The 20,372-nt window shown below is 69.3% G+C and carries 17 protein-coding genes and 1 pseudogene; 8 read left to right on the top strand and 10 right to left on the bottom strand.

Annotated features, from left to right (window positions below; all coding sequences use genetic code 11):
- Window positions 1-2 precede the first annotated feature (2 nt).
- Window positions 3-641 (bottom strand): TetR/AcrR family transcriptional regulator, encoded by a 639-nt coding sequence (locus tag VF106_RS02610; RefSeq protein WP_330837904.1) that lies wholly within the window; start codon window positions 639-641, stop codon window positions 3-5.
- A gap of 89 nt (window positions 642-730) precedes the next feature.
- Here VF106_RS02610 and VF106_RS02605 point away from each other — a divergent pair, with 89 nt between their 5' ends.
- Complete coding sequence (locus tag VF106_RS02605; RefSeq protein ID WP_330837903.1) at window positions 731-1,456, top strand: SDR family NAD(P)-dependent oxidoreductase; 726 nt, start codon at window positions 731-733, stop codon at window positions 1,454-1,456.
- A gap of 943 nt (window positions 1,457-2,399) precedes the next feature.
- On the opposite strand, the gene VF106_RS02600 is transcribed toward VF106_RS02605, so the two are convergent.
- Window positions 2,400-3,014 (bottom strand): gamma carbonic anhydrase family protein, encoded by a 615-nt coding sequence (locus VF106_RS02600; RefSeq protein ID WP_330837902.1) that lies wholly within the window; start codon window positions 3,012-3,014, stop codon window positions 2,400-2,402.
- Window positions 3,015-3,163: 149 nt separating this feature from the next.
- On the opposite strand from VF106_RS02600, the gene VF106_RS02595 reads away from it, so the two are divergent.
- Window positions 3,164-3,688 carry a TrmH family RNA methyltransferase gene (locus tag VF106_RS02595; protein ID WP_330837901.1) on the top strand — a complete coding sequence of 175 codons (525 nt, stop codon included), beginning with the start codon at window positions 3,164-3,166 and terminating at the stop codon, window positions 3,686-3,688.
- Here VF106_RS02595 and add read toward each other — a convergent pair.
- On the bottom strand, window positions 3,664-4,779 hold the full coding sequence (gene add / locus VF106_RS02590) for an adenosine deaminase (protein WP_330837900.1): 1,116 nt from the start codon (window positions 4,777-4,779) through the stop codon (window positions 3,664-3,666). The genes VF106_RS02595 and add overlap by 25 nt on opposite strands.
- A gap of 230 nt (window positions 4,780-5,009) precedes the next feature.
- Between add and VF106_RS02585 the strand changes: the two genes are divergently transcribed.
- The gene (locus VF106_RS02585; RefSeq protein ID WP_330837899.1) at window positions 5,010-6,251 is read left to right on the top strand and encodes a DUF4192 domain-containing protein; all 1,242 of its coding nucleotides are present in this window, start codon (window positions 5,010-5,012) and stop codon (window positions 6,249-6,251) included.
- Here VF106_RS02585 and galE read toward each other — a convergent pair.
- The 3 genes from galE to VF106_RS02570 are packed head-to-tail and all read right to left on the bottom strand — an operon-like array spanning window position 6,226 to window position 9,372.
- Window positions 6,226-7,188 (bottom strand): UDP-glucose 4-epimerase GalE, encoded by a 963-nt coding sequence (gene galE / locus VF106_RS02580; protein ID WP_330837898.1) that lies wholly within the window; start codon window positions 7,186-7,188, stop codon window positions 6,226-6,228. The genes VF106_RS02585 and galE overlap by 26 nt on opposite strands.
- 32 nt (window positions 7,189-7,220) lie before the next feature.
- Complete coding sequence (gene galK / locus VF106_RS02575; RefSeq protein ID WP_330837897.1) at window positions 7,221-8,663, bottom strand: galactokinase; 1,443 nt, start codon at window positions 8,661-8,663, stop codon at window positions 7,221-7,223.
- Window positions 8,664-8,676: 13 nt separating this feature from the next.
- Window positions 8,677-9,372, bottom strand: coding sequence for an iron-dependent transcriptional repressor DtxR (locus VF106_RS02570; RefSeq protein WP_330837896.1), 696 nt, complete (start codon window positions 9,370-9,372; stop codon window positions 8,677-8,679).
- Between the two features lie 143 nt (window positions 9,373-9,515).
- Here VF106_RS02570 and VF106_RS02565 point away from each other — a divergent pair, with 143 nt between their 5' ends.
- The 4 genes from VF106_RS02565 to VF106_RS02550 all read left to right on the top strand — a co-directional run bounded on the left by VF106_RS02565 (window position 9,516) and on the right by VF106_RS02550 (window position 14,910).
- On the top strand, window positions 9,516-10,391 hold the full coding sequence (locus VF106_RS02565; RefSeq protein WP_330837942.1) for a sulfurtransferase: 876 nt from the start codon (window positions 9,516-9,518) through the stop codon (window positions 10,389-10,391).
- Between the two features lie 115 nt (window positions 10,392-10,506).
- Window positions 10,507-11,682 carry an acetoin utilization protein AcuC gene (locus VF106_RS02560; RefSeq protein ID WP_330837895.1) on the top strand — a complete coding sequence of 392 codons (1,176 nt, stop codon included), beginning with the start codon at window positions 10,507-10,509 and terminating at the stop codon, window positions 11,680-11,682.
- Window positions 11,683-11,687: 5 nt separating this feature from the next.
- Entirely contained in the window at window positions 11,688-14,357 is a 2,670-nt protein-coding gene (locus VF106_RS02555; RefSeq protein WP_330837894.1) for a bifunctional acetate--CoA ligase family protein/GNAT family N-acetyltransferase, read from the top strand.
- A 73-nt stretch (window positions 14,358-14,430) separates the two neighbouring features.
- The gene (locus VF106_RS02550) at window positions 14,431-14,910 is read left to right on the top strand and encodes a hypothetical protein (protein ID WP_330837893.1); all 480 of its coding nucleotides are present in this window, start codon (window positions 14,431-14,433) and stop codon (window positions 14,908-14,910) included.
- 173 nt (window positions 14,911-15,083) lie between these two features.
- Here the strand turns inward: VF106_RS02550 and VF106_RS02545 are convergent.
- Window positions 15,084-15,864, bottom strand: a pseudogene (locus VF106_RS02545) (transposase); the annotation flags it as partial.
- A gap of 377 nt (window positions 15,865-16,241) precedes the next feature.
- Between VF106_RS02545 and VF106_RS02540 the strand changes: the two are divergent.
- Window positions 16,242-16,814 carry a superantigen-like protein SSL4 gene (locus VF106_RS02540; protein WP_330837892.1) on the top strand — a complete coding sequence of 191 codons (573 nt, stop codon included), beginning with the start codon at window positions 16,242-16,244 and terminating at the stop codon, window positions 16,812-16,814.
- Here the strand turns inward: VF106_RS02540 and VF106_RS02535 are convergent.
- From VF106_RS02535 to dtd, 3 genes are all read right to left on the bottom strand, one after another.
- A complete protein-coding gene (locus VF106_RS02535; RefSeq protein WP_330837891.1) occupies window positions 16,811-18,466 on the bottom strand; it encodes a fumarate hydratase in 1,656 nt (551 codons plus the stop codon). The two genes, VF106_RS02540 and VF106_RS02535, sit on opposite strands and share 4 nt — an antisense overlap.
- Window positions 18,467-18,741: 275 nt before the next feature.
- Window positions 18,742-19,710, bottom strand: coding sequence for a sigma-70 family RNA polymerase sigma factor (locus VF106_RS02530; RefSeq protein ID WP_330837890.1), 969 nt, complete (start codon window positions 19,708-19,710; stop codon window positions 18,742-18,744).
- A gap of 229 nt (window positions 19,711-19,939) precedes the next feature.
- Window positions 19,940-20,365 (bottom strand): D-aminoacyl-tRNA deacylase, encoded by a 426-nt coding sequence (gene dtd, locus VF106_RS02525; RefSeq protein WP_330837889.1) that lies wholly within the window; start codon window positions 20,363-20,365, stop codon window positions 19,940-19,942.
- Between the last annotated feature and the right edge of the window lie 7 nt (window positions 20,366-20,372).

The raw sequence follows: 20,372 nt of genomic DNA, 5'->3' as shown, positions 1-20,372 counted from the left end.
TGTCAGCCGCCGTTCATGCGCATGGCTTTGGCCACCTCGTCCGGACCGAGCGGGGGAGCGGGCAGCGGGTGCGCCGCCGAGACGCGGAACCCGTCGAGAATGAACCCGAGGTGGCGACGCCACGCGTCAGGTGCGGTCGCCGCCGTGGCGTCGATGGTCGTCGTGGTGCTCCACAGCACGAACGCGAAGTCGCCTTCCTGGAAGTCGGCGCGCAGCTGTCCCGACCTCTGCGCGCGGTCGACGATCGTCAGAACGAGCTCGTGACCACGGGCCTTGAGGCGGTCGATCTCGGGGGTGTCCGGCAGTGTCCGCGCGCAGAGCTCGTTGTAGCCGCGGTCGGCTGCCTGTACCTCGCAGCAGCGTTCCAGGAACCACGCGAACCCGTCCCACGGGTCCGCCATCGCCGCGGCTGTCTCGGCCTGCTCGACCATGCCGGCGACCTTGTCCGCGAGCGCGGCCTCGACCAGTGCGCCACGGGTGGGGAAGCGGTTGTACAACGTCCCGATCGACACGCCCGCCTCCCTGGCCACGTCCTCGAGTGGAACGTCCAGACCACGGGCGGCGTAGACCCGACGGGCCGCCGCGACCAGCAGATCGCGATTGCGTTGCGCGTCTCTGCGTAGCGGCCTCGGGTTCGTCACGGTGCCATTCTATTGATGTTGAGGGCATCCTCAAGTTGATGGTACGGTGTGCAACTTGAGGATGTCCTCAAGTTATCTGGGAGGAGAGCATGTTGAAGACCGTCGCCATCTTCGGGGCCGGGCCTGCCCTCGGGTTGTCCGTCGCTCGCCGCTTCGGCCGTGAGGGCTACCGGGTCGCGCTCGTCGCGCGCCGGCAGGAGAGCCTCGACGAGCTGGCCGCCGCGCTGCCGGATGTCGAGACGGCCACGTTCCGCGCCGATCTGCTCGACCCCGCCCAGCTCACCGCTGCCGTGACCGAGGTGAAGGAACGGTTCGGGCAGGTCGACGTCGGCGTGTGGAGCCCAGGCGGCCTCGACATGCCTCGAGTCGACGTGCTCGACATCGACCCCGACGAACTGCCAGGCCAGCTGGGACTGCTGTTGCTCGCCCCGATCCGGCTGGCATCGCTGCTCCTGCCGGAGATGCGCAAGCGTGGTGACGGCGCGCTGCTGTTCGCGTCCGGCACCTCCGCGATCGCGCCCGTGCCGCAACTCGGCAACGTCGGCATCGCGCTCGCGGCCCTGCGCAACTACGTGTTCGGCGCGAACGCGGCGCTGGCCGGCGAAGGCGTGTACGTGGGCATCGTCCCCATCGGCGGGCTGATCAGGAACAGTGCTGCCGAGGCCGCTGTCCTGAACAACCCGGCCGCGTTCGAGAACTTCGACCTGGAAGCACTCAAACTGACGACGATCGACCCCGACGCGATCGCCGAGGTCTTCTGGGACCTCAACCTCAAGCGCGACCGGGTGGAGGAGATCGTGGGCAACGGCATCTGACCAACGTTCCCGAGCCCTTTCCGGGGCCCCTTCCGGGGCAGGCCGAACACGCGATTGTCCACACCCGGCGATGAGCACGTCACCTCGTCGCCGAGCGGGCGGACCGCGAGTCGGCGACGCGTCGCCCAACGCGCGAGCAGGAGCGGATGTCCCTCGTCGCCCCACTGCGCGAGCGGGGGACGATGGGCTTGTCGCCCCGCTGCGCGAGCGGAGGCCGATGGGCTTGTCGCCCCACTGTGCGAGCGGGAGCCGATGGGCTTGTTGCCAGCTGCACGACGCAAGCCGATCAGCACCTCGCCCCGCTGTGCGACCGTGAGACCCATCCCGCCTCTGGTGCGTGGCTGGAGCTGGTCAGTTCGGCGAGCGGCGCGGCCGTCAGCTGATCACTCGCGCTGTCCGGCGTGTTCGGCCGCGAGGCTGATTCGGTGTCCGGTGCGTGGCTGGAGTTGGTTAGTTCGGTGGGCGGCGTGGCTGTCAGCTGTTCATCGCACCGTTCGGGGTGTCGGGCCGTGAGCCCCGTCCAATGTGGGGCGAGCCGCGCGGCTGTCAGCTGATCACCGGCGCTGTTCGGCGTGTTCGGCCGTGAGTTCCGTCCGTTGTCTGATGCGTGGCTGGAGCTGATTAACTCGGAGCGAGCCGCGCGGCTATCAGCTGATCACCGGCGTGTTCGGCCGTGAGTCCCGTCCGGTGTCTGGTGCGTGGTTGGAGCTGGTCAGTTCGGCGTGGGCGGCGTGGCTGTCAGCTGTTCATCGCGCCGTTCGGGGTGTCGGGCCGCGAGCCCCGTCCAATGTCTGGGCGAGCCGCGCGGTTGTCAGCTGATCACCGGCGCTGTCCGGCGTGTTCGGCCGTGAGTCCGGTGTCTGGTGCGTGGCCGGAGCTGATCAACTCGGCGCCGGCTGCTCGGCTGTCGGGCGGTCGGCGAGCTGTCCGGCGCGTCTGCCCGTCAGCCGATCACCTCGTCGTCCGCGTGCGCGGCGTACTCCGCGGACCGCACTTCCGTCGCTTCTCGGTAGCGACTGATCCGGTCTGTCCATTCGGCGCGCACGCCGAACGCCGCGTCCGCGAAGTCCACCCCGGCGATGGCCGCGGCGAGCTCGTCGGCGCGGTCGGGGCCGAACACCTCGGCCGGATCACCGACCGCGGTCGTGTGCGGCGGCACGAAAAACTCTGCCCGCAGCACCGATCGCGCGTGTACGAGCGCACCCACCGCGACACACGCGCCCGCGCCGACCGTCGCCAGCTGCAGCACGGTCGTGTTGGCCGCGAGGTAGGCGCACCGATGCACGCTGGCACCGAGCACCGTCGCGTGCGGGCCGACGAACACGTGATCGCCGAGCTCCACGCTCGCACCGGTCACCGCGGTCGCCCGCAGCACCGCGTGCTCGGACACGATCGTGTACGCCCCGACCTCGACATGAGCGCCTTCGGCGTCGAGCACTGCGCCGTACATGACACGGGCGTGCGCACCCACTCGCACATCTCCCACAAGGGTGGCGTTCGGCGCGACGTACGCGGACGGATCCACGCGTGGCTCCGCGCCCCGGTGCCGGATCAGCATGACTCGATCCTCGTCCGGAAACCGCTACGGCGCTGGCGTGAATCAGACCTGGCGCTACACTGTGATCACCTCCTGATGTCGTCGTCGATGGCTCCGGCGTGCCGCGAAACGCCGTCCCCAATGGTCGAAAGGATCCGCCAGGACGCGCCGTGAGCGCGCCCCGTCCACTGTGGGTGCGCACCAGGACCGAGCTGCGGACCAACCGCCGCCGGCGCGCCCACCCCTGCTGGGATCACCTGATCGTCGCGCCGCTCTGGCCCAAGTACGGCGTCAACCTCGGCACGTTGCTCCGCACCTGCGACGCCGTCGGCGCATGTCTGGCCGTGCCACGCAAGCCGTGGATCCGTGAGGCGCTCGCGAAGGGCAACACCTTGCGCCAGCCGTCTTGCGTGCACTGGGTGCACGAGCCACTCGCGTGGCTCGCCGCCCAGCGTGCGTCCGGGAGCGACCTGCTCGGTGTCGAGCTGACCGACGAGTCGATCCGCCTCGTCGAGCTAGGCCCCGCACGGCGCCGCACGGTCGTGGTGCTCGGCCACGAGTCCGACGGCATCCCGCTGGCGGCCACGGAGTTGCTGGATGTGGCGGTCGAGATTCCGATGCTGGGCACCGGGCTGTCTCTCAACGTTGCCGTGGCCGGTTCGCTCATCGCCTACAAACTCGCCGGGCTCGTCTGACCATGTTCGGTTGTCTGGTTCGTGCTTATGGTGCCTCCTTCCGTGTGGTCTCCTCGCGGGCGCTCCGCGGCGCGGCCGGCGTCTTCGTGCCCGTGCTCGGCCTGGTCGATCTCGGTGAGCAGGGCCGAGGCACGGTCCGCGTCGCAGAACGCGGCCCGCACGCCGGCCCTGGCTAAGTCGGCCAGGTCACCCCTGCTCAGGCCGAAATGTTCATGCACCAGCAGGTACTCGCTGTTCAGGTCGGTGTGGAACATGCCGGGGTCATCGGTGGCGAGTGTGACCGGAACACCAGCGTCCATCAGCCTGGGAAGCGGGTGTTCGGCGAGGCTGGCGACGGCTCGTGTGCGGATGTTGGAGCTGGGACAGACCTCGACCGGGATACCTTCCCCGGCCAGATGAGCCAGCAGGTTCGGGTCGCGCACCGCGCTGGTGCCGTGCCCGATGCGTTCGGCGTGCAGGTTGAGCAGTGCCGACCAGATGGTTTCGGGTCCGGTCGTCTCGCCGGCGTGCGGCACCAGGTGCAGACCGGCGTCCCGGGCCATGTCGAACGGGACGCGGTACCGCTCGCGAGGCACGCCGATCTCGCGCCCGCCGAGACCGAACCCGACCGTGCCGTCCGGCCGGTGCCGCAGCACCCACTCCGCGGTCCGCACACCAGCCTCGTAGCCAAGGGAACCGGCGATGTCGAACACCCAGGCCAGTTCGACACCGTGACGGTCCCGTGCCTGCTCGCGACCGCTGGTGAGCGCCTCCGCCAGCTCATCCGGCTCGATGCCGAGCATGATGTGCGGCACCGGCGTGACCGTCACCTCCGCATAGCGGACCTGGTTCGCGGCGAGGTCGCGAGCCAGGCCGACCACGAGCGCGGTGATGTCCGTGCCAGTGACCACGAGTCTGGTGATCTTGATGTAGACCTCGATGAAGTGCGTGAAGTCGGTGAACTCGTAGAAGGCGCGTAACTGCTCTCGCTCCGTCGGAACCTCCTGGTCCGGGTGGCGGCGCGCCAGCTCCAGGACGGTGTCGACAGAGGCCGAGCCCACCAGGTGGACATGGAGTTCGACCTTCGGGAGTTGCTCGATGAATTCACGCACTCCGTCATGGTGCACGACGGCACCGACATTTTCGCGTGGAGTCCGCGGACGCCCGACTGAAATGAAATCCGGCACGCGTGGCGCCGGGGGCGCCACACTTTACCGCACACCACCGACAATTCCAGTGTCGCCGAAGGGCCTCAGACGGCAGTTGTCCACAGCCCACCCAGTTGTCCACAGATCGACCTTCTCCGCCGACACGACTCCGCGTCATCCGCCATCGTGGAGCCATGACAACTTCCCTCCCACACACCCGCATACGGATACGTGATCTGTCCGAACTGGTCGCCGGAATCCCGTACGTGCTCGGTTTCCCACCGACGGATTCGTTGGTGCTGTTCACCTTCCGGCGATGTCCGGACCTCGCGCTGTCCACGACGATCCGCGTGGATCTGCCGACACCGGAACTCATCCCGCCGGTCGTGGCCGACCTGGCGGGCGCGGTAGACAGGAACGAGGCGGTGGCGGCCATCGCCGTGGTGGTCGACAACACGGGCAGAGACCATCGCCTACTCATCGAGACACTACGGAAAACGTTGGCGCACAAGGAGGTCCTGCTGACACACGCGTCCTTGGTGCGGAAGGTGGCGCACGGCGAGAAGTGGCAGTGCTACGACGATCCACTGTGTACAGGCACGGTTCCCGACCCGCGCACCTCCGCGCTCGCCGCCGCCATCGCGGTCGCGGGCGACACGATCTACCCGAGTCGTGAGGCGATGGCCGCGCACCTGGCCCCCGATTCCGAAGAAGCGTTGGCACGCAGGAGAGAGCTACTGAACGCCTACCGGAGTGCCGCGCAACAGCCGTATTCCGAAGAGGACTTGACTGCGGACCTGCAAACGCTGGGGCACGCACTGGACGCGGTGATGGCGTCGCGTGCCCTGCCGACCCTGACCGACGATGAACTCGCCCGGCTGGGGATTGCTCTGTCCCGGACGGAGGTCAAGGACGAGTGCCTGGCCATCGCACTCTCCGACGAATCGGAACCCGCGGAACGCCTGTGGACGGTGCTGGTGCGTGCGCTCCCGGCTCCGGAACGAGCGGAACCTGCGTTTCTCCTGGGGATTTCCAGCTATCTGCGTGGCTCCGGTGTCATCGCCGCGCTGGCGCTGAAGATCACGATGGAAGCGAACCCCGAACACAGGATGGCGGTCCTGCTGGACTATGCGCTCCAGATCGGAACCCCACCGGACCTACTGAGGAGCATGATCATGACAAGCGTCGTCAGGAACCACGAGGCGGTACCGGGCTTTCCACTGGATGACGATCCACCGTGGGACACCGAGGAGGCTCTGCACACGGAACAACGCGATGATCGCGACCTCGCCCGGACCGAACAGCCCAGTCAGGAGCCGACCCCGTCGCCAGAGCAGGCGGCAGAGGCGGAGGGGATCCCTGTCGGGCACGTGACCACTGTGGATCCCCTCGCCGCGTTCCTGCCGCCGCCTACAGAGCGGAGCGAGCCTGGGTGAACTCCCACGCGTCGCGGACGATGACCTCGAGGTCCACGTGCTCCGGCTTCCAGCCGAGCTCGTCGCGGGCGCGCTCGCTCGCGGCGACGAGTGCCGGCGGGTCGCCGGGACGGCGGTCCTTGATCTCGGCGGGGATGGGATGGCCGGTGACCTTGCGGCAGGTCTCGATGACCTCCCGGACCGAGAAACCGCTGCCACTGCCGAGGTTGTAGATGCGGTGGCTACCGGGCTTGGCGTGCTCCAGCGCGAGCAGGTGCGCCTCGGCGAGGTCGGCGACGTGGATGTAGTCCCGGACGCAGGTGCCGTCGGTCGTCGGGTAGTCCTCGCCGTACACGTGGATGGCTTCCCGCTGGCCCAGCGCGACCTGCAGAACCAGCGGGATGAGGTGGGTCTCCGTGGTGTGACGCTCACCGAAGCCGCCCCACGCGCCGGCGACGTTGAAGTACCGCAGGCTCACGGCGCCGAGCCCGTGTGCCTGTGCGTAGGAGGTGATGGCGTGGTCGATGGCGAGCTTGGTCGCACCGTAGGTGTTGGTGGGCCGGGTCGGGGCGGTCTCCTGGATCGGGATGACCTCCGCCTCGCCGTACACCGCCGCGGTGGACGAGAACACCAGCCGCGGGACCCCGTTGGCCCTCACGGCCTCGAGCAGACGGAGAGAGGTGAGCACGTTGCCGTCCCAGTACTTCTTGGGATCGCGCATGGACTCGGCGACGAGTGACTTCGCCGCGAAGTGGAGCACGCCGTCGAAGCCTTCGGTGAGCAGCTCGTCGGCTGCGTCGGCCAGGTCAGCCTGGACGAACCGGCAGCCGTCGGGCACGGCGTCGCCGTGGCCGGTGGACAGGTCGTCGAGTACCACGACCTCGTGGCCGGCCTTCACCAGTCGGGCGGCGCAGACGCTCCCGACGTACCCGGCACCGCCCGTCACGAGCAGCTTCACACCATTCTCCGTTTCGTTGAGAGGAGGAAAACTCAGCTGTCCCGGCCGGCTCCGGGGGAGGGCACCGCCGTGAACAGACCTGGCGCCGTCAGCCCCCGTGCGGCGAACGCCGCCTCCACCTGCTGACCGACCGACGACACGGCATCGGAGGGCACGAGTGCGATCGCCGAGCCGCCGAAGCCGCCGCCGGTCATCCTCGCACCCAGCGCTCCGGCCGCTAAGGCGGTGTCGACCGCGACGTCCAGTTCGAGGCACGAGATGCGGTAGTCGTCGCGCATGCTGATGTGGGAGGCGGTCAGCGGGTCGCCGATGTCCGCGATGCGGCCGGCACGCAGGTGCTCGACGGTGTGGATCACCCGCGCGTTCTCGGTGACCACATGCTTGACGAGAGGGCGAAGCTCGTCGGGCAGCGCGGCGAGTGCGTCGGCGAGACCGGCGTCGGTGATGTCGCGGAGTGCAGGCACGCCGAGCAGCGCCGCGGCACGTTCGCAGCCGGCGCGGCGTTCGCGGTAGCCGGAGTCGTTGTGCGAGTGCTTCGCCTTGGTGTCGATGACCAGGACGGCCAACCCAGCAGAGGAGGTGTCGAAGGGAACCTGCTCCATCTCTCCGGAGCGCACGTCGAGGAAGAGCACGTGGTCCCGCACGCACGAGAGCGACGCGGTCTGGTCGAGCAGACCGGTCGGGACGCCGACGAAGTCGTTCTCGGAGCGCTGCACCCACTTGGCGACGGTCGCGCGGCTCGGTGCGTCCGGCTCGTCCATCTCCACCCCGGCCAACCCGAGCAGCGCCAGCGCCGTGGCGCACTGCAACGCATGAGAGGAGGACAAACCCGCGCCAGCAGGCACGTCACCGGCCACCACCAGATCGGCGCCGCCCCCGAAGCCTTCGGTGTTCAGCACCCACGCGACACCGGAGGGGTATGCCGCCCACCCACTGACCGACCCCGGCGAGAGATCGGCGATCCGCACGGGCTCGGCCTGCTGGGGACGACCGTCGTCACCGACGGTCGTCACGGACAGCATCCCGTCGGAACGGGTAGCCGCCGCTACCGCGATCCGGTACGGCAGCGCGAACGGCAGCACGAACCCGTCGTTGTAGTCGGTGTGCTCACCGATGAGGTTGACCCGCCCGGGTGCTGACCACACGCCGTCGGGCGCACGACCGTGCAGCGCACGGAACTCGGCCGCCGCGTGCGCGGCCACTCCCTGGGCGTCGGTGGTCTGGCCTGGGGCGGTCGCGGGTTCGGCTTGTCCGGCTGCGGGCTGACGCGGCCCGGCCGCGGCTTCGGTGTTCATGGCCACGGGCTGAGTGTGCCTGGCGGTCTCGGCGTCCGGTGCCGCGGGCTGGGGCAACGCGGCGACCACCGCCGTGGGCGTGACCGGCTCTGTACCCAGCGCGGTCGGTACGGCCTGCGACGTGCCGGTCCGGGAGTCCGGGCGTGGGGCGACGCCGTCGCGGTCGTTGGCGCTTGTCACGTGATGGCGGCTGTCACTTCGCGCGTGCGAGGACGGCGTGCAGCACCGTCGGGGGAACCTGCGTCGCGCCCTGAGCGCTGCTGACCTCGATCGTGTTGCCGTCGCCTTTGGACGGTCCGACGTGCACGGTCTGTCCTGGGACGACACCGACGGCCCTGAGCTCGGCCATCAGGTCGGGATCGAGTTGGACGTGCTCGGCGATGCGCCGGACCTCGACCTTGCCGCCGCCGCGACGGGCGACGTCGTCCATCCGCACCAGATCGGCCTCGACCGGTGGGGCGGGCTCGCCCGTGCCCAGCTTGTCCAGGCCGGGGATCGGGTTGCCGTAGGGCGAGGTGGTGGGGTTGCCCAGCAGCTTCACCAGCTTGCGCTCGACGGCCTCGCTCATCACGTGCTCCCAGCGGCACGCCTCGCTGTGCACGTGCTCCCACTCGAGGCCGATGACATCGACCAGGAGGCGCTCGGCGAGACGGTGCTTGCGCATGACGGTGATGGCGAGCGCACGCCCGTGCTCGGTGAGCTCGAGGTGGCGGTCACCCGCGACGACGACCAGGCCGTCTCGCTCCATTCGGCCCACGGTCTGGCTCACGGTCGGACCGCTCTGGCCGAGGCGCTCGGCGAGCCGTGCGCGCAGTGGGACGACGCCCTCCTCCTCAAGCTCGTAGATCGTCTTGAGGTACATCTCCGTGGTGTCGATGAGCTCGTTCACGCCGCTTCCCCTTCGTCGTCAACCATGCTAGTCGCTCGCCCGGTTGGAGCAGTGTGGCGGTCACGGGCGGTGAGCGGTCCTCGCTGCGGGACAGCTGCGGGACAACGGCACGGCAGATCGGGTAGGTGCAGAATAGCGGGGTGATCTCCCCGCTCGTGTCGACCACCGACCTCGCCACGTCGCTGACCGGAGCCGAGCCACCCGTCGTACTGGACGTGCGGTGGCGGTTGGGCGGGCCGCCGGGGCGGGAGGACTACGCGCGCGGCCATCTGCCCGGCGCGGTGTTCCTCGACCTGGACACCGAGCTTTCCGCGCCACCGGGACCCGGCGGCCGGCACCCGCTGCCGTCGCCGGAGGACCTGCAGCGGGTGCTGCGAGCCGCCGGCGTCCGGGACGGCGGGCCGGTGGTGGTGTACGACGCGGACAACGGCTCGGTCGCCGCCCGCCTGTGGTGGCTGCTGCGATGGGCCGGCCATGACCAGGTGCGCCTCCTCGACGGCGGTTACGCGGCGTGGGTGGCCGAAGGTCGTGCGGTGACAACCGATGTCCCCTCACCGGAACCGGGTGACGTGACCGTCCGCCCGGGACAGATGCCGGTCGTGGACGCCGACGGGGCGGCGGACCTCGCTCGCACCGGCGTGCTCCTGGACGCACGGGCGCCGGAGCGCTACCGAGGCGATGTGGAGCCCATCGACCCGAAGGCTGGCCACGTCCCGGGCGCCCGCAACGCACCGTTCGCCGCCCACACGGGCGAGGACGGCCGCTGGCGTGCGCCACGGGAACTGGCCGAACACTTCGCGAACGTGGGCGTCCCGGAGAAGGTGGAAACGCCGGAGGAGAGCGGAAACACGGTGGGCGTCTACTGTGGATCCGGCGTCACGGCGTCCTCGGTCGTGCTCGCGTTGGAGGTCGCCGGGATCACCACCCCCGACGCGCCGGCCACGCTCTACGCCGGTTCGTGGTCCAACTGGAGCGCGGACCCCGCCCGCCCGGTGGCCACCGGAGACGCTCCCGACTGACGAGACTGGGCCGTACTTCGTTACTGGCGCGTTGAATCGTCCGCAGAACAGCGTCGTATACAGAATGCAGCGTCCGGGCGGGCTCCTGTCGGTCCCCTCGTTTAGGGTTGCGACCATGGGTTTGCCTGGTTCGGTCGTATGGGACTCCGCCCTGCTCGGGTACGACCTCGGTGGAGAACATCCGCTGCATCCGATTCGGTTGGATCTCACCATCCGGCTGGCTTCGGCGCTCGGGGTGCTCGACGGGGTCGAACTGCTCGTGCCCGAGGAGGCGACCGACGAGGAGATCGAGCGTATCCACGACGCCGGCTACCTCGCGGCGGTGCGGGAGGCGCCCATGGCGGGGTGGGACGTCGGCCATGGACTGGGCACGCCCGACAATCCCGTCTTCGACAACATGCACGAGGCGTCCGCTCGCGTGGTCGGGTCCTCGTTGCTCGCGGCGCGGCAGATCGCGTCCGGGGTCACCAAGCGTGCGGTGAGCATCGCCGGGGGGTTGCATCACGCCATGCGTGATCACGCGCATGGGTTCTGTGTCTACAACGATCTGGCCGTCGCCATCTCCTGGTTGCTCGACAACGGGTTCGAGCGCATCGCCTATCTCGACACCGACGTCCACCACGGGGACGGTGTGCAGGCCGCCTTCTACGACGACCCGCGAGTGCTCACGATCTCGCTCCACCAGAATCCGCTCACGCTCTTTCCCGGCACCGGGTTCGCCGACGAGACCGGCGGCCCCGCCGCGCAGGGCAGCGCCGTCAATGTGCCGCTCCCGCCGCTGACCGGGGATCGTGCCTGGTTGCGGGCGTTTCACGCGATCGTCCCCTCGCTGCTGGAGGCCTTCCAGCCGCAGTTGCTCGTCAGTCAGTGCGGGGTGGACACCCACCACGAAGACCCGCTGGCCTCACTGTCGCTCTCCGTCGACGGGCATCGCGCCATATATCGGACCGTGCGGGGCCTCGCCGAGCAGTACGCCGGCGGTAACTGGCTGGCCGCGGGTGGGGGTGGATACGCCCTCCTGCGGGTCGTGCCCCGGTCCTGGTCCCATCTCATCGCCACCGTGCTCGATCGGGACGTGGCCGGTGACACGTCGTTGCCCAGTGAGTGGACCCGGTTCGTGGACAAGATCGCGCCAACGGCCGAGCTGCCGTCGACCATGAGTGACAACCAGAGCGTCGACTTCGAGCCATGGGACGGCGAGGACGGGGAGCGGGTCGACAGCGTGATCAAGGAAACGCGCCGGGCAGTCTTTCCCTTGCATGGCCTCGATCCCGATGATCCGAGAGACTGACCGCCATGGCAGACGAGCACCCCGATCCGTTCGACTACCCCAAGGAGTGGGAGGCGGACGTGGTGCTGTCCGACGGCGGCACCGTCCACCTGCGACCCATCGTGCCGAGCGACGCCGACGCGTTGCTCGCCTTCCACGGGCGGATGTCCGAGCGCACCCGCTACCTCCGCTACTTCGGCGCCTACCCGCAGATCCCGCCCCGTGACCTCGAGCGCTTCACCACGGTCGACCACCGCGACCGGGTGGCGTTCGTCGCCATGTTGGGCGATGACATCGTCGCGGTCGCCCGGTACGAGCGGATCGAGAAGCAGCCGCTCGCCGAGGTCGCGTTCGTGGTCGAGGATCGGCACCAGAGCCGTGGGCTCGGCCCGATTCTGCTCGAACACCTCGCGGCCGCGGCTCGTGAGCGCGGCATCGAGCGGTTCGTCGCCGAAGTGCTCGCCGAGAACTCCCCGATGCTGGGAGTGTTCCGCGCCGCGGGATACCAAGTCGCGCGGGAGATGGAGGAAGGCGTCTTCCACCTGGAGTTCGCCATCGACCCCACCGAGGAGTCCGTCGCGGTCGCGCGGTCCCGCGAGCAGGCCGCCGACGCGCGAAGTGTCCACAACCTGTTGCATCCCCGCTCCGTCGCGCTGATCGGCGCGTCCACCGACCCGGAAAAGGTCGGTTACGCGGTGCTGGGCCACCTGTTGCGTGCCGACTTCGCCGGGCCGGTCTTCCCGGTCAACGCCGAGAACCGGTCCGTACGGGGTGTCCGGGCCTACCCGAGCGTGCTCGACATCCCCGACCCCGTCGACCTCGCGGTGGTCGCGGTGCCGGCCGCGCACATGGACGAGGTGATGGACGCCTGCCTCGCTAAAGGAGTCAAGGCGCTCGTCGTGATCTCCTCGGGCTTCGGGGAGAGCGGGCCCGCCGGCGAGGGCGCGGAACGCAAGCTGGTCACCGAGGCCAGAGCGCACGGCATGCGGGTCGTCGGGCCCAACGCGCTCGGCGTGGTCAACACCGATCCGGCGGTGCGCCTGAACGCCACGCTCGCGCCGGTGCTGCCCGGTCGAGGACGCGCCGGGTTCTTCAGCCAGTCCGGTGCGCTCGGCACCGCGATTCTCGCCGACGCCAAGGCCAGAGGGTTGGGGTTGTCGACGTTCGTGTCCGCCGGCAACCGTGCCGACGTGTCCGGCAACGACCTGCTGCAGTACTGGGAGACCGACCCGGCGACCGACGTCGTGCTGCTGTACCTGGAGTCGTTCGGCAACCCGCGCAAGTTCGCGCGGGTCGCGCGAAGGCTCGGCCGCGTCAAGCCGATCATCGCCGTCAAGTCCGGGCGGCACGCCGTGTTGCCCGCGCTGGCCGCGACCTCCGTCGCGGTGGACGAGGCCAGCGTGCAGGCACTGTTCGAGCAGGCCGGGGTGATTCGCGTCGAGTCGATCGCACACCTCTTCGACACGGCGCTGCTGCTCGCCCACCAGCCGTTGCCACGCGGCGACCGGGTGTCGATCGTCGGCAACTCCTCGGCCATCGGTGTGCTCGCCGCGGACGCCGCACTCGGACAGGGGTTGGCGCTCGCGGGCAGCCCCGTGGACGTCGGGTCCTCGGTCGGCCCGGACGTGCTGGCCGACGCGGTGCGCGCCGAGCTGCGCCGGGAGGACGTCGACGCGCTGGTCGTGGTGTTCGTGCCGCCGCTGTCGATCCCCGGCACGGCCTACGCGCGGGCCTTGCGGGACGCCGCGGCGAGCGTTGGCGCCGGCAAGCCGATCGTCTCCACTTTCCTTGCCACGGAAGGTATTCCGGCGGAGCTGGCGGTGCCGGGGCCGGACGGCTCGCCAGCACGCGGGTCGATCCCGTCCTACCCGAGCCCGGAGCGTGCGGTTCTCGCGCTGGCGCGGGCGACCCGGTACGCGGTGTGGCGGTCCGCGCCGCAGGGCAACCTGATCCGCCCCGACGGCGTGGACGCCGAAGCCGCCCGCGCGGTGGTCTCCGCCGCGATGTCCGAAGTAGACGACGGACTCGTCGAGCTGTCCGACGAGGACGCCGTACGGCTGCTTTCCTGCTACGGCATCGAGATCGTGGCGCACCGCGTGGTCACGTCGTCGACTGACGCGGTCGCCGCGGCCGAGGAGCTCGGCTACCCGGTCGCGGTGAAGGCGACCGGTGAGCGGTGGTGGCGGCGCCCCGACCTCGAAGGCGTGCGGCTCGACCTCACCACCGAGGAAGCCGTGCGGACCGCGTACACGGACCTCGCCGAACTGTCCGAAGTGGCCGACCTGTACGTGCAACGCATGGCGCCCAAGGGAATCGGCTGCTCGATCGGGCTGCAGGACGACCCGTCGTTCGGCACGCTGGTCTCCTTCGGGCTGTCCGGTGTGGTCAGCGACCTGCTCGGGGACCGCGCGTACCGGGCGGTGCCGCTGACCGACACGGACGCGGCCGCGCTGGTCCGGGCGCCCAAGGCGGCGCCGCTGCTCACCGGCTATCGCGGCGGTGAGCCGGCTGACCTCGACGCGCTCGCCGACCTCGTGCTGCGGGTGGCGGCACTCGCCGAGGACGTGCCCCAGATGCGCTGGCTCGCCCTGGAGCCGATCCTGGCCGGCCCGGCGGGCGTCCAGGCGGTCGGAGCGCGGGTGAAGGTGGGCGCGCCGCCTTCCCGGCTGGACAGCGGTCCTCGGCGACTGCGGTAGCTCGAGGCCCTACGAAAGTAGGGTTTGCGCGCGGCCGTGCAACCGGCCGGGCTCGCGGCTCCGTCCTCCGCACATGAAACGCCTAGGAACCGTTGTTGGCGCCGGCGTTCTGCTCCTGCTCGTGAGCGCTTGCGCCAACCAGCCGGAGGACCAGAACGTAAGCGGCGAGCGGCCGACGGTGACGTCCGAGCCGACGTCCGAGACGACGACCCCGGACCGCCAGCCAGCCAGGACGCCCCCCGCCGGCGGCACCTCGGTTAACGCGGCACAGCTCGACACGAGCACGTTGCCCGAGGGGTACCCGGTCCTGGTGTGGACCGAGGACGACGGGACCACCGTCGGCGTGGTCGCGCAGGAAGGCGGCTGCGGCAGGGCGAGTGTCGAGGTGCCTGAGCAGACCGAAGCCCAGGTCGTGGTGCTGATGGTCGAGACACTGCCGGCCGAAGAACAGATGTGCACGATGGACCTGCGCTACCCGAAGCTGACCGCCGAGCTCGACCAGCCGCTCGGCGACCGCAAGGTGGTGCTGAAGACGGAACAGCGCAAGGGCTGACAAGCCTCTTTCCTGGTGCCCGGCCGTGCCGCTGCCCTCGCCACGGCCGGGCACTTCCGCGTGCGAACGGTCCATTGGTGCACGGCAGCGCCCCGTTCCTGTCGGTAGCCACCGGTAGCGTTGAAACCCGGGGATGTCCCCATGTTCTTGTCAAGCCGCTGCGGGCAGGTTTTCGGTTCGGGGTGTTGGTAGTAGGTCTTGTTGCTGAGCATGGCGAACAGGACGTCGCAGATGAGGGCGGCGTTGTGTTTCTTGCCTTCGGCGCGTTTGCGGTCGTAGTAGGCGCGGCTGGTGGGGTCTTTGAGGGCGGCGAACGCGGCGAGGAAGAACGCGCGTTTGAGCTTGCGGTTGCCGGTGCGGGCGGGGTGCTCGCCCCTTGATGCTGGTGCCGGAGCTGCGGGTGACCGGGGCGATGCCGGCGTAGGCGGCGAGGTGGACGGAGGTGGCGAAGTCCGCGGCGTCGCCGACGTCGAGCAGGATGCGGGCGGCGGTCCTGACCCCGATGCCGGGCATGGAGTCAGGACCCCGGCAAGAGGGTGCGCATCGAGTATCCCTCGACCTCTGTGGCGACTTGTTTTCGTTGTGCCAGAACGGTTTTCAGGCTGTCGGCGAGTCGTGGCAGGACGGTGTCGGCGGCGGTGGGAGCCGGGGACGGTGACGGTCTGCTCGTCCAACGCGGCCATGATCGAGTCGACCAGCTTCTTGCCCATTCTGGGGGCGTGTTTGGCGGCGAGGGAGACCAGACGGCGGCGGCGGGCTTTGCGGATGCCGGTCGGGCGGCCGAAGCGGGACAGGATCTCCAGCACCGCCGGGTGAGAGACGGTGAGGGCCGATCGCGCGTTCCAGGGCGGGGTGGATGCCGGTGAGCAGGCCGCGGATGCGGTTGGACAGTCGAGTGGCCTCGCCGGCCAGGTCGTCGTCGAACCCGACCAGCACGTCCAGCTCGGCCAGAGCGAAGACCTCGAAATCGTTGCTCAATTCGGACAGCCGATCGCTCGTCACGGGGTAGTCGCCGAGTCGGGCATTGACGGCCGGCACCCACGTTACGACGAGACCTACCCCGCGGGTGGCCGTGTCCCTATCAGCGGTCCCTCGATGCCACCAGGTCCGGTGACACCACCCCCCGGATCATGCGTGCGACTGGGGACATTAGTCATGCCGGACCTGGCGACCACAACTCCCTTGATCAGGAGCTACGAAGAAGGTAATGGGGCCCGGGCGCACGAATGGGACTTTCGAGCTGGGCGGGTCGTTCGTGAGGGTGCGTAGGAGCTGAGGGTGGTTGCGTTGTTCTGTGCAACCCGAGGAGGGGCGGATACCGTCCTCTTCACATGAGGGCATTACTGATCGCTGCCACTGCCGGGGTTTTGCTCGGGGCGCTTGTCGCGTGTGGACAAGCCGCGACGCCGGCGGGTACTGGCCAGGCAGGTCAGAGCAGCCAGTCCGAGGTGCCGTCGACGACGGTGGAACCGCCGTCCGCCATCGTCGAGCCGACGCCGCCCGCCAGCGGCAAGCCACAGAACCCGTCGAGCGGGGAGCCGCCCGTGTCGATCGGGCCTGACGGGCCCGTCGTGCCGCCCGGGGTGACCGAGGTGCCCGCGTCGCAGATCGAGGCGTCCGCGCTGCCCTCCTACTTCGAGTACGGCAACAAGGTGTGGATGTACGACGGCGGGTTCTCACTTCAGTTGTTCGCGGCCGCCAGCAGTAGCTGCACCGACGCGGAGGCCGTGGTCGTCGACCAGTCCGCCGACTCGGTGAAGATCATCGTGCGGCCGCTCGACCAGCCGCAGGGCGGTCGGCCCGACGACGGCGCCTGCGCCATGGTCATGACGCCGAAGGCCGTGCACATCGCGCTCGACACGCCTCTGCAGGACCGGTTGATCGTGCTGTCGGCCGGCCGTTAGCGGCGGAACGCGATCTGCAGCGTCGGCTGGGAGGTGCCGGCGAAGAAGTCGTTGCCCTTGTCGTCGACCACGATGAACGCCGGGAAGTCCTCGACCTCGATCTTCCACACGGCTTCCATGCCCAGCTCCGGGTACTCCAGGACCTCGACCTTCTTGATGCAGTCCTGCGCCAGCCTCGCCGCCGGGCCGCCGATGGAGCCCAGGTAGAAGCCGCCGTGTGCCTGGCACGCGTCGGTCACCTGCCGGGAGCGGTTGCCCTTCGCCAGCATGACCTGCGAGCCGCCGGCCGCCTGGAACTGCTCAACGTAGGAATCCATGCGGCCCGCGGTCGTGGGGCCGAAGGAGCCGGACGCGTAGCCCTCCGGGGTCTTCGCCGGGCCCGCGTAGTAGACGGGGTGGTCACGCAGGTAGTCGGGCATCGGCTCGCCGGCGTCCAGACGTTCCTTGATCTTGGCGTGCGCGATGTCGCGGGCGACGACCAGCGGACCCGTCAGCGACAGGCGTGTCTTGACCGGCAGCTTCGTGAGCGTCTCGCGGATCTCCGCCATCGGGCGGGTGAGGTCGATCCGCACGACCTCGTCGGTGAGCTCGTCGCCGGTGACGTCCGGCAGGTACCGCGCCGGGTCGCGTTCCAGCTGCTCGATGAACACGCCGTCCGCGGTGATCTTGGCCTTCGCCTGGCGGTCGGCGGAGCAGGAAACGGCGATGCCGACAGGGCAGGACGCGCCGTGCCGGGGGAGCCGGATGACGCGGACGTCGTGGCAGAAGTACTTGCCACCGAACTGCGCGCCGATGCCGAACTGGCGGGTCATCTCCAGGACCTGCTGCTCGAGGTCCGTGTCGCGGAACGCGTGGCCGAGCGGTGAGCCCTCCTGCGGGAGGTTGTCCAGGTAGCGGGCGGACGCGAGCTTGGCGACCTTCAGGTTGTACTCGGCGGAGGTGCCGCCGACGACGATCGCCAGGTGGTAGGGCGGGCACGCGGCGGTGCCGAGGCTACGCAGCTTCTCGTCGAGGAACTTCGCGAGGCGCGTCGGGTTCAGCAGGGCCTTGGTCTCCTGGTACAGGAAGGTCTTGTTGGCGCTGCCGCCGCCCTTGGCCATGAACAGGAACTCGTACTCGGGCTTGTCGCCGTCCTTGTGGTACAGCTCCAGCTGCGCGGGGAGGTTGGTGCCGGTGTTGCGCTCGTCCCAGAAGCTCACGGGCGCGAGCTGGGAGTACCGCAGGTTGAGCTCCTGGTAGGCCTCGAAGATCCCCTTGGAGAGGGCGGTCTCGTCCTGCCCGCCGGTGAGGACGTTCTCGGTGCGCTTGCCGATGACGATGGCGGTGCCGGTGTCCTGGCACATGGGGAGCACGCCGCCCGCGGAGATGCAGGCGTTGCGGATCAGGTCCATGGCGACGAACCGGTCGTTGGGGCTCGCCTCCGGGTCGTCGACGATGGCCCGCAGCTGCGTGAGGTGGGACGAGCGCAGAAGGTGCTGGATGTCGCGGATCGCCGCTTTGGCGAGCGTGGTCAGTGCCTCCGGGGCGACCTCGAGGAACTGCCGGCCCGCCGCCTCGACGAGCCGCACCCCGTCCGCGGTGACCAGCCGGTACTCGGTCTGGTTGTCGGGGCCGAGTGGCAGGGCTTCGATGTGGGTGAAGGTCGCGGTCACCTGGGGACTCCTGTGTCGCGTGGTGGGATTCCCCGAAATTACCGCAGCGAACGCGTGTCCGACCTGTCGCGGTATGTGGTGTTGGTCGCCATCGGGTTACAAAGCCGGAAGGCCGGGACGGCCCCCGGCCGCCCCGACCTCCCGTTGGAAGCGATAACGGATAGTGACGAGCACACCCGCATCGCGTAGTCCGTGTGCATAGACCGTGCTATCCCGGTCGGCCCGTGTCAATGGGCTCCTGCATCGTGGACGTACGCGGATGCGGGGTGCGTTGCTCAGCTCGCGTAGGCGCGCAGCTTCTCGGCTCGTTCGCCCTGCCGGAGCTTGGCCATGACCTCGCGTTCGATCTGGCGTACGCGTTCGCGGGACAGGCCGAAGCGCTTGCCGATCTGGTCGAGGGTGTGCGGCTGGCCGTCGTCGAGGCCGTAGCGCAGGCGGATGACCGACTGCTCGCGCTCGTCGAGGGTGGCCAGTACGCGGCGCAGGTCGTCGTGCAGGAGGCCCGAGATGACCGCGCTCTCGGCGTCGGTCGCCTCGCCGTCCTCGATGAAGTCACCGAGCGGGGCGTCCTCCTCGGAGCCGACCGGCATGTCCAGGCTTACGGGGTCGCGGGCGTGGTCCAGCAGGTCCGCCACCTTCTCCGGCGTCAGACCCACCTCCTTCGCCAGCTCGTCGTTGGTCGCCTCACGGCCGAGCGTCTGGTGCAGGTCGCGCTTGATGCGGGCCAGCTTGTTGACCTGCTCGACCAGGTGGACCGGGAGGCGGATCGTCCTGCCCTGGTCGGCCATGCCGCGGGTGATGGCCTGGCGGATCCACCACGTGGCGTACGTGGAGAACTTGAAGCCCTTGGTGTAGTCGAACTTCTCCACCGCACGGATGAGCCCCAGGTTGCCCTCCTGGATGAGGTCCAGGAGCGGCATGCCCCGCCCGGTGTACCGCTTGGCGAGCGACACGACCAGCCGGAGGTTGGCCTCCAGCAGGTGGTTCTTCGCCACGTGGCCGTCCGCCACTAGCTGGCGCAGCTCTCCCCTGCGTGTACTGTCGAGATTGTCGGTCGTGTCGAGCATGTGCTGCGCGAACACCCCGGCCTCGATCCGCTTGGCGAGTTCGACCTCTTCGGCGGCGGTAAGCAGTGCGGTCCGGCCGATGCCGTTCAGGTACACGCGGACCAGATCGGCCGCGGGCCCCTGGGCGTCGAGATCGAGCTCACTGGCCTCCGGCTCGCGTTGCTGTGGGACCGTCATGCGCTCCTCCCCCTTTTCGCGGGCTGGTGTGTCCTGTGTCACACACCGGCCTTGCTGTCCGGTGAGCCTTCGACCGACCGCCTTGTTGGTGATCTGCGCTCGTTGGCTGGACACTCTGGAAAACGCGGTTGGGTCTCGATTCGTTCCCGAGTTCCCAACCCTCAAGACGTCGCCCGTGCCACAGCGGTTGTTCAACCATGGCTGAGGTTTTCCTGAGAAGTTGGTTACCTCAGAGTTCGACCAGCACGGTGAAGGGTCCGTCATTCTCCGACGCGACGGTCATCATCGCGCCGAAACGGCCGGTCTCCACCCGTGCACCGCGCGTGCGCAGTGCCGCCACGACCGCGTCGACGATCGGCTCCGCCATCTCGGGCCGGGCCGCGGCCGTCCACGATGGACGGCGGCCTTTCCGCGTGTCTCCATAAAGAGTGAACTGGCTCACCACGAGCAATGGGGCGTCCGCCGTGGCACATGACATCTCGTCACGAAGTATGCGCAGTTCGTGCAGTTTTCGGGCCATTGTGTCCGCTGTGGCCACTGTGTCGTCGGTCGCGACGCCCAGGAGCACGAGCAGGCCGGGTTCGTCGATCTTGCCGACGACCGAGCCGTCGACGGTCACGCTCGCCGACAACACCCTCGCCACCACCGCACGCACGGGGCGA

Source organism: Actinophytocola sp. (assembly GCF_036378875.1).
In the GTDB taxonomy this organism is placed as follows: Bacteria; Actinomycetota; Actinomycetes; order Mycobacteriales; family Pseudonocardiaceae; genus Actinophytocola.
The sequence above is the reverse complement of the archived record's forward strand: the minus strand, read 5'-3'. Positions and strand labels throughout refer to the sequence as shown.

What these genes read in the sequence shown, in the direction of transcription:
- VF106_RS02530 (WP_330837890.1), bottom strand. Translation starts at nt 19,710, where the DNA reads ATGACGGTCCCACAGCAACGCGAGCCGGAGGCCAGTGAGCTCGATCTC.
- VF106_RS02600 (WP_330837902.1), bottom strand. Translation starts at nt 3,014, where the DNA reads ATGCTGATCCGGCACCGGGGCGCGGAGCCACGCGTGGATCCGTCCGCG.
- VF106_RS02540 (WP_330837892.1), top strand. Translation starts at nt 16,242, where the DNA reads ATGAGGGCATTACTGATCGCTGCCACTGCCGGGGTTTTGCTCGGGGCG.
- VF106_RS02560 (WP_330837895.1), top strand. Translation starts at nt 10,507, where the DNA reads ATGGGTTTGCCTGGTTCGGTCGTATGGGACTCCGCCCTGCTCGGGTAC.
- VF106_RS02550 (WP_330837893.1), top strand. Translation starts at nt 14,431, where the DNA reads ATGAAACGCCTAGGAACCGTTGTTGGCGCCGGCGTTCTGCTCCTGCTC.
- VF106_RS02585 (WP_330837899.1), top strand. Translation starts at nt 5,010, where the DNA reads ATGACAACTTCCCTCCCACACACCCGCATACGGATACGTGATCTGTCC.
- VF106_RS02605 (WP_330837903.1), top strand. Translation starts at nt 731, where the DNA reads ATGTTGAAGACCGTCGCCATCTTCGGGGCCGGGCCTGCCCTCGGGTTG.
- VF106_RS02555 (WP_330837894.1), top strand. Translation starts at nt 11,688, where the DNA reads ATGGCAGACGAGCACCCCGATCCGTTCGACTACCCCAAGGAGTGGGAG.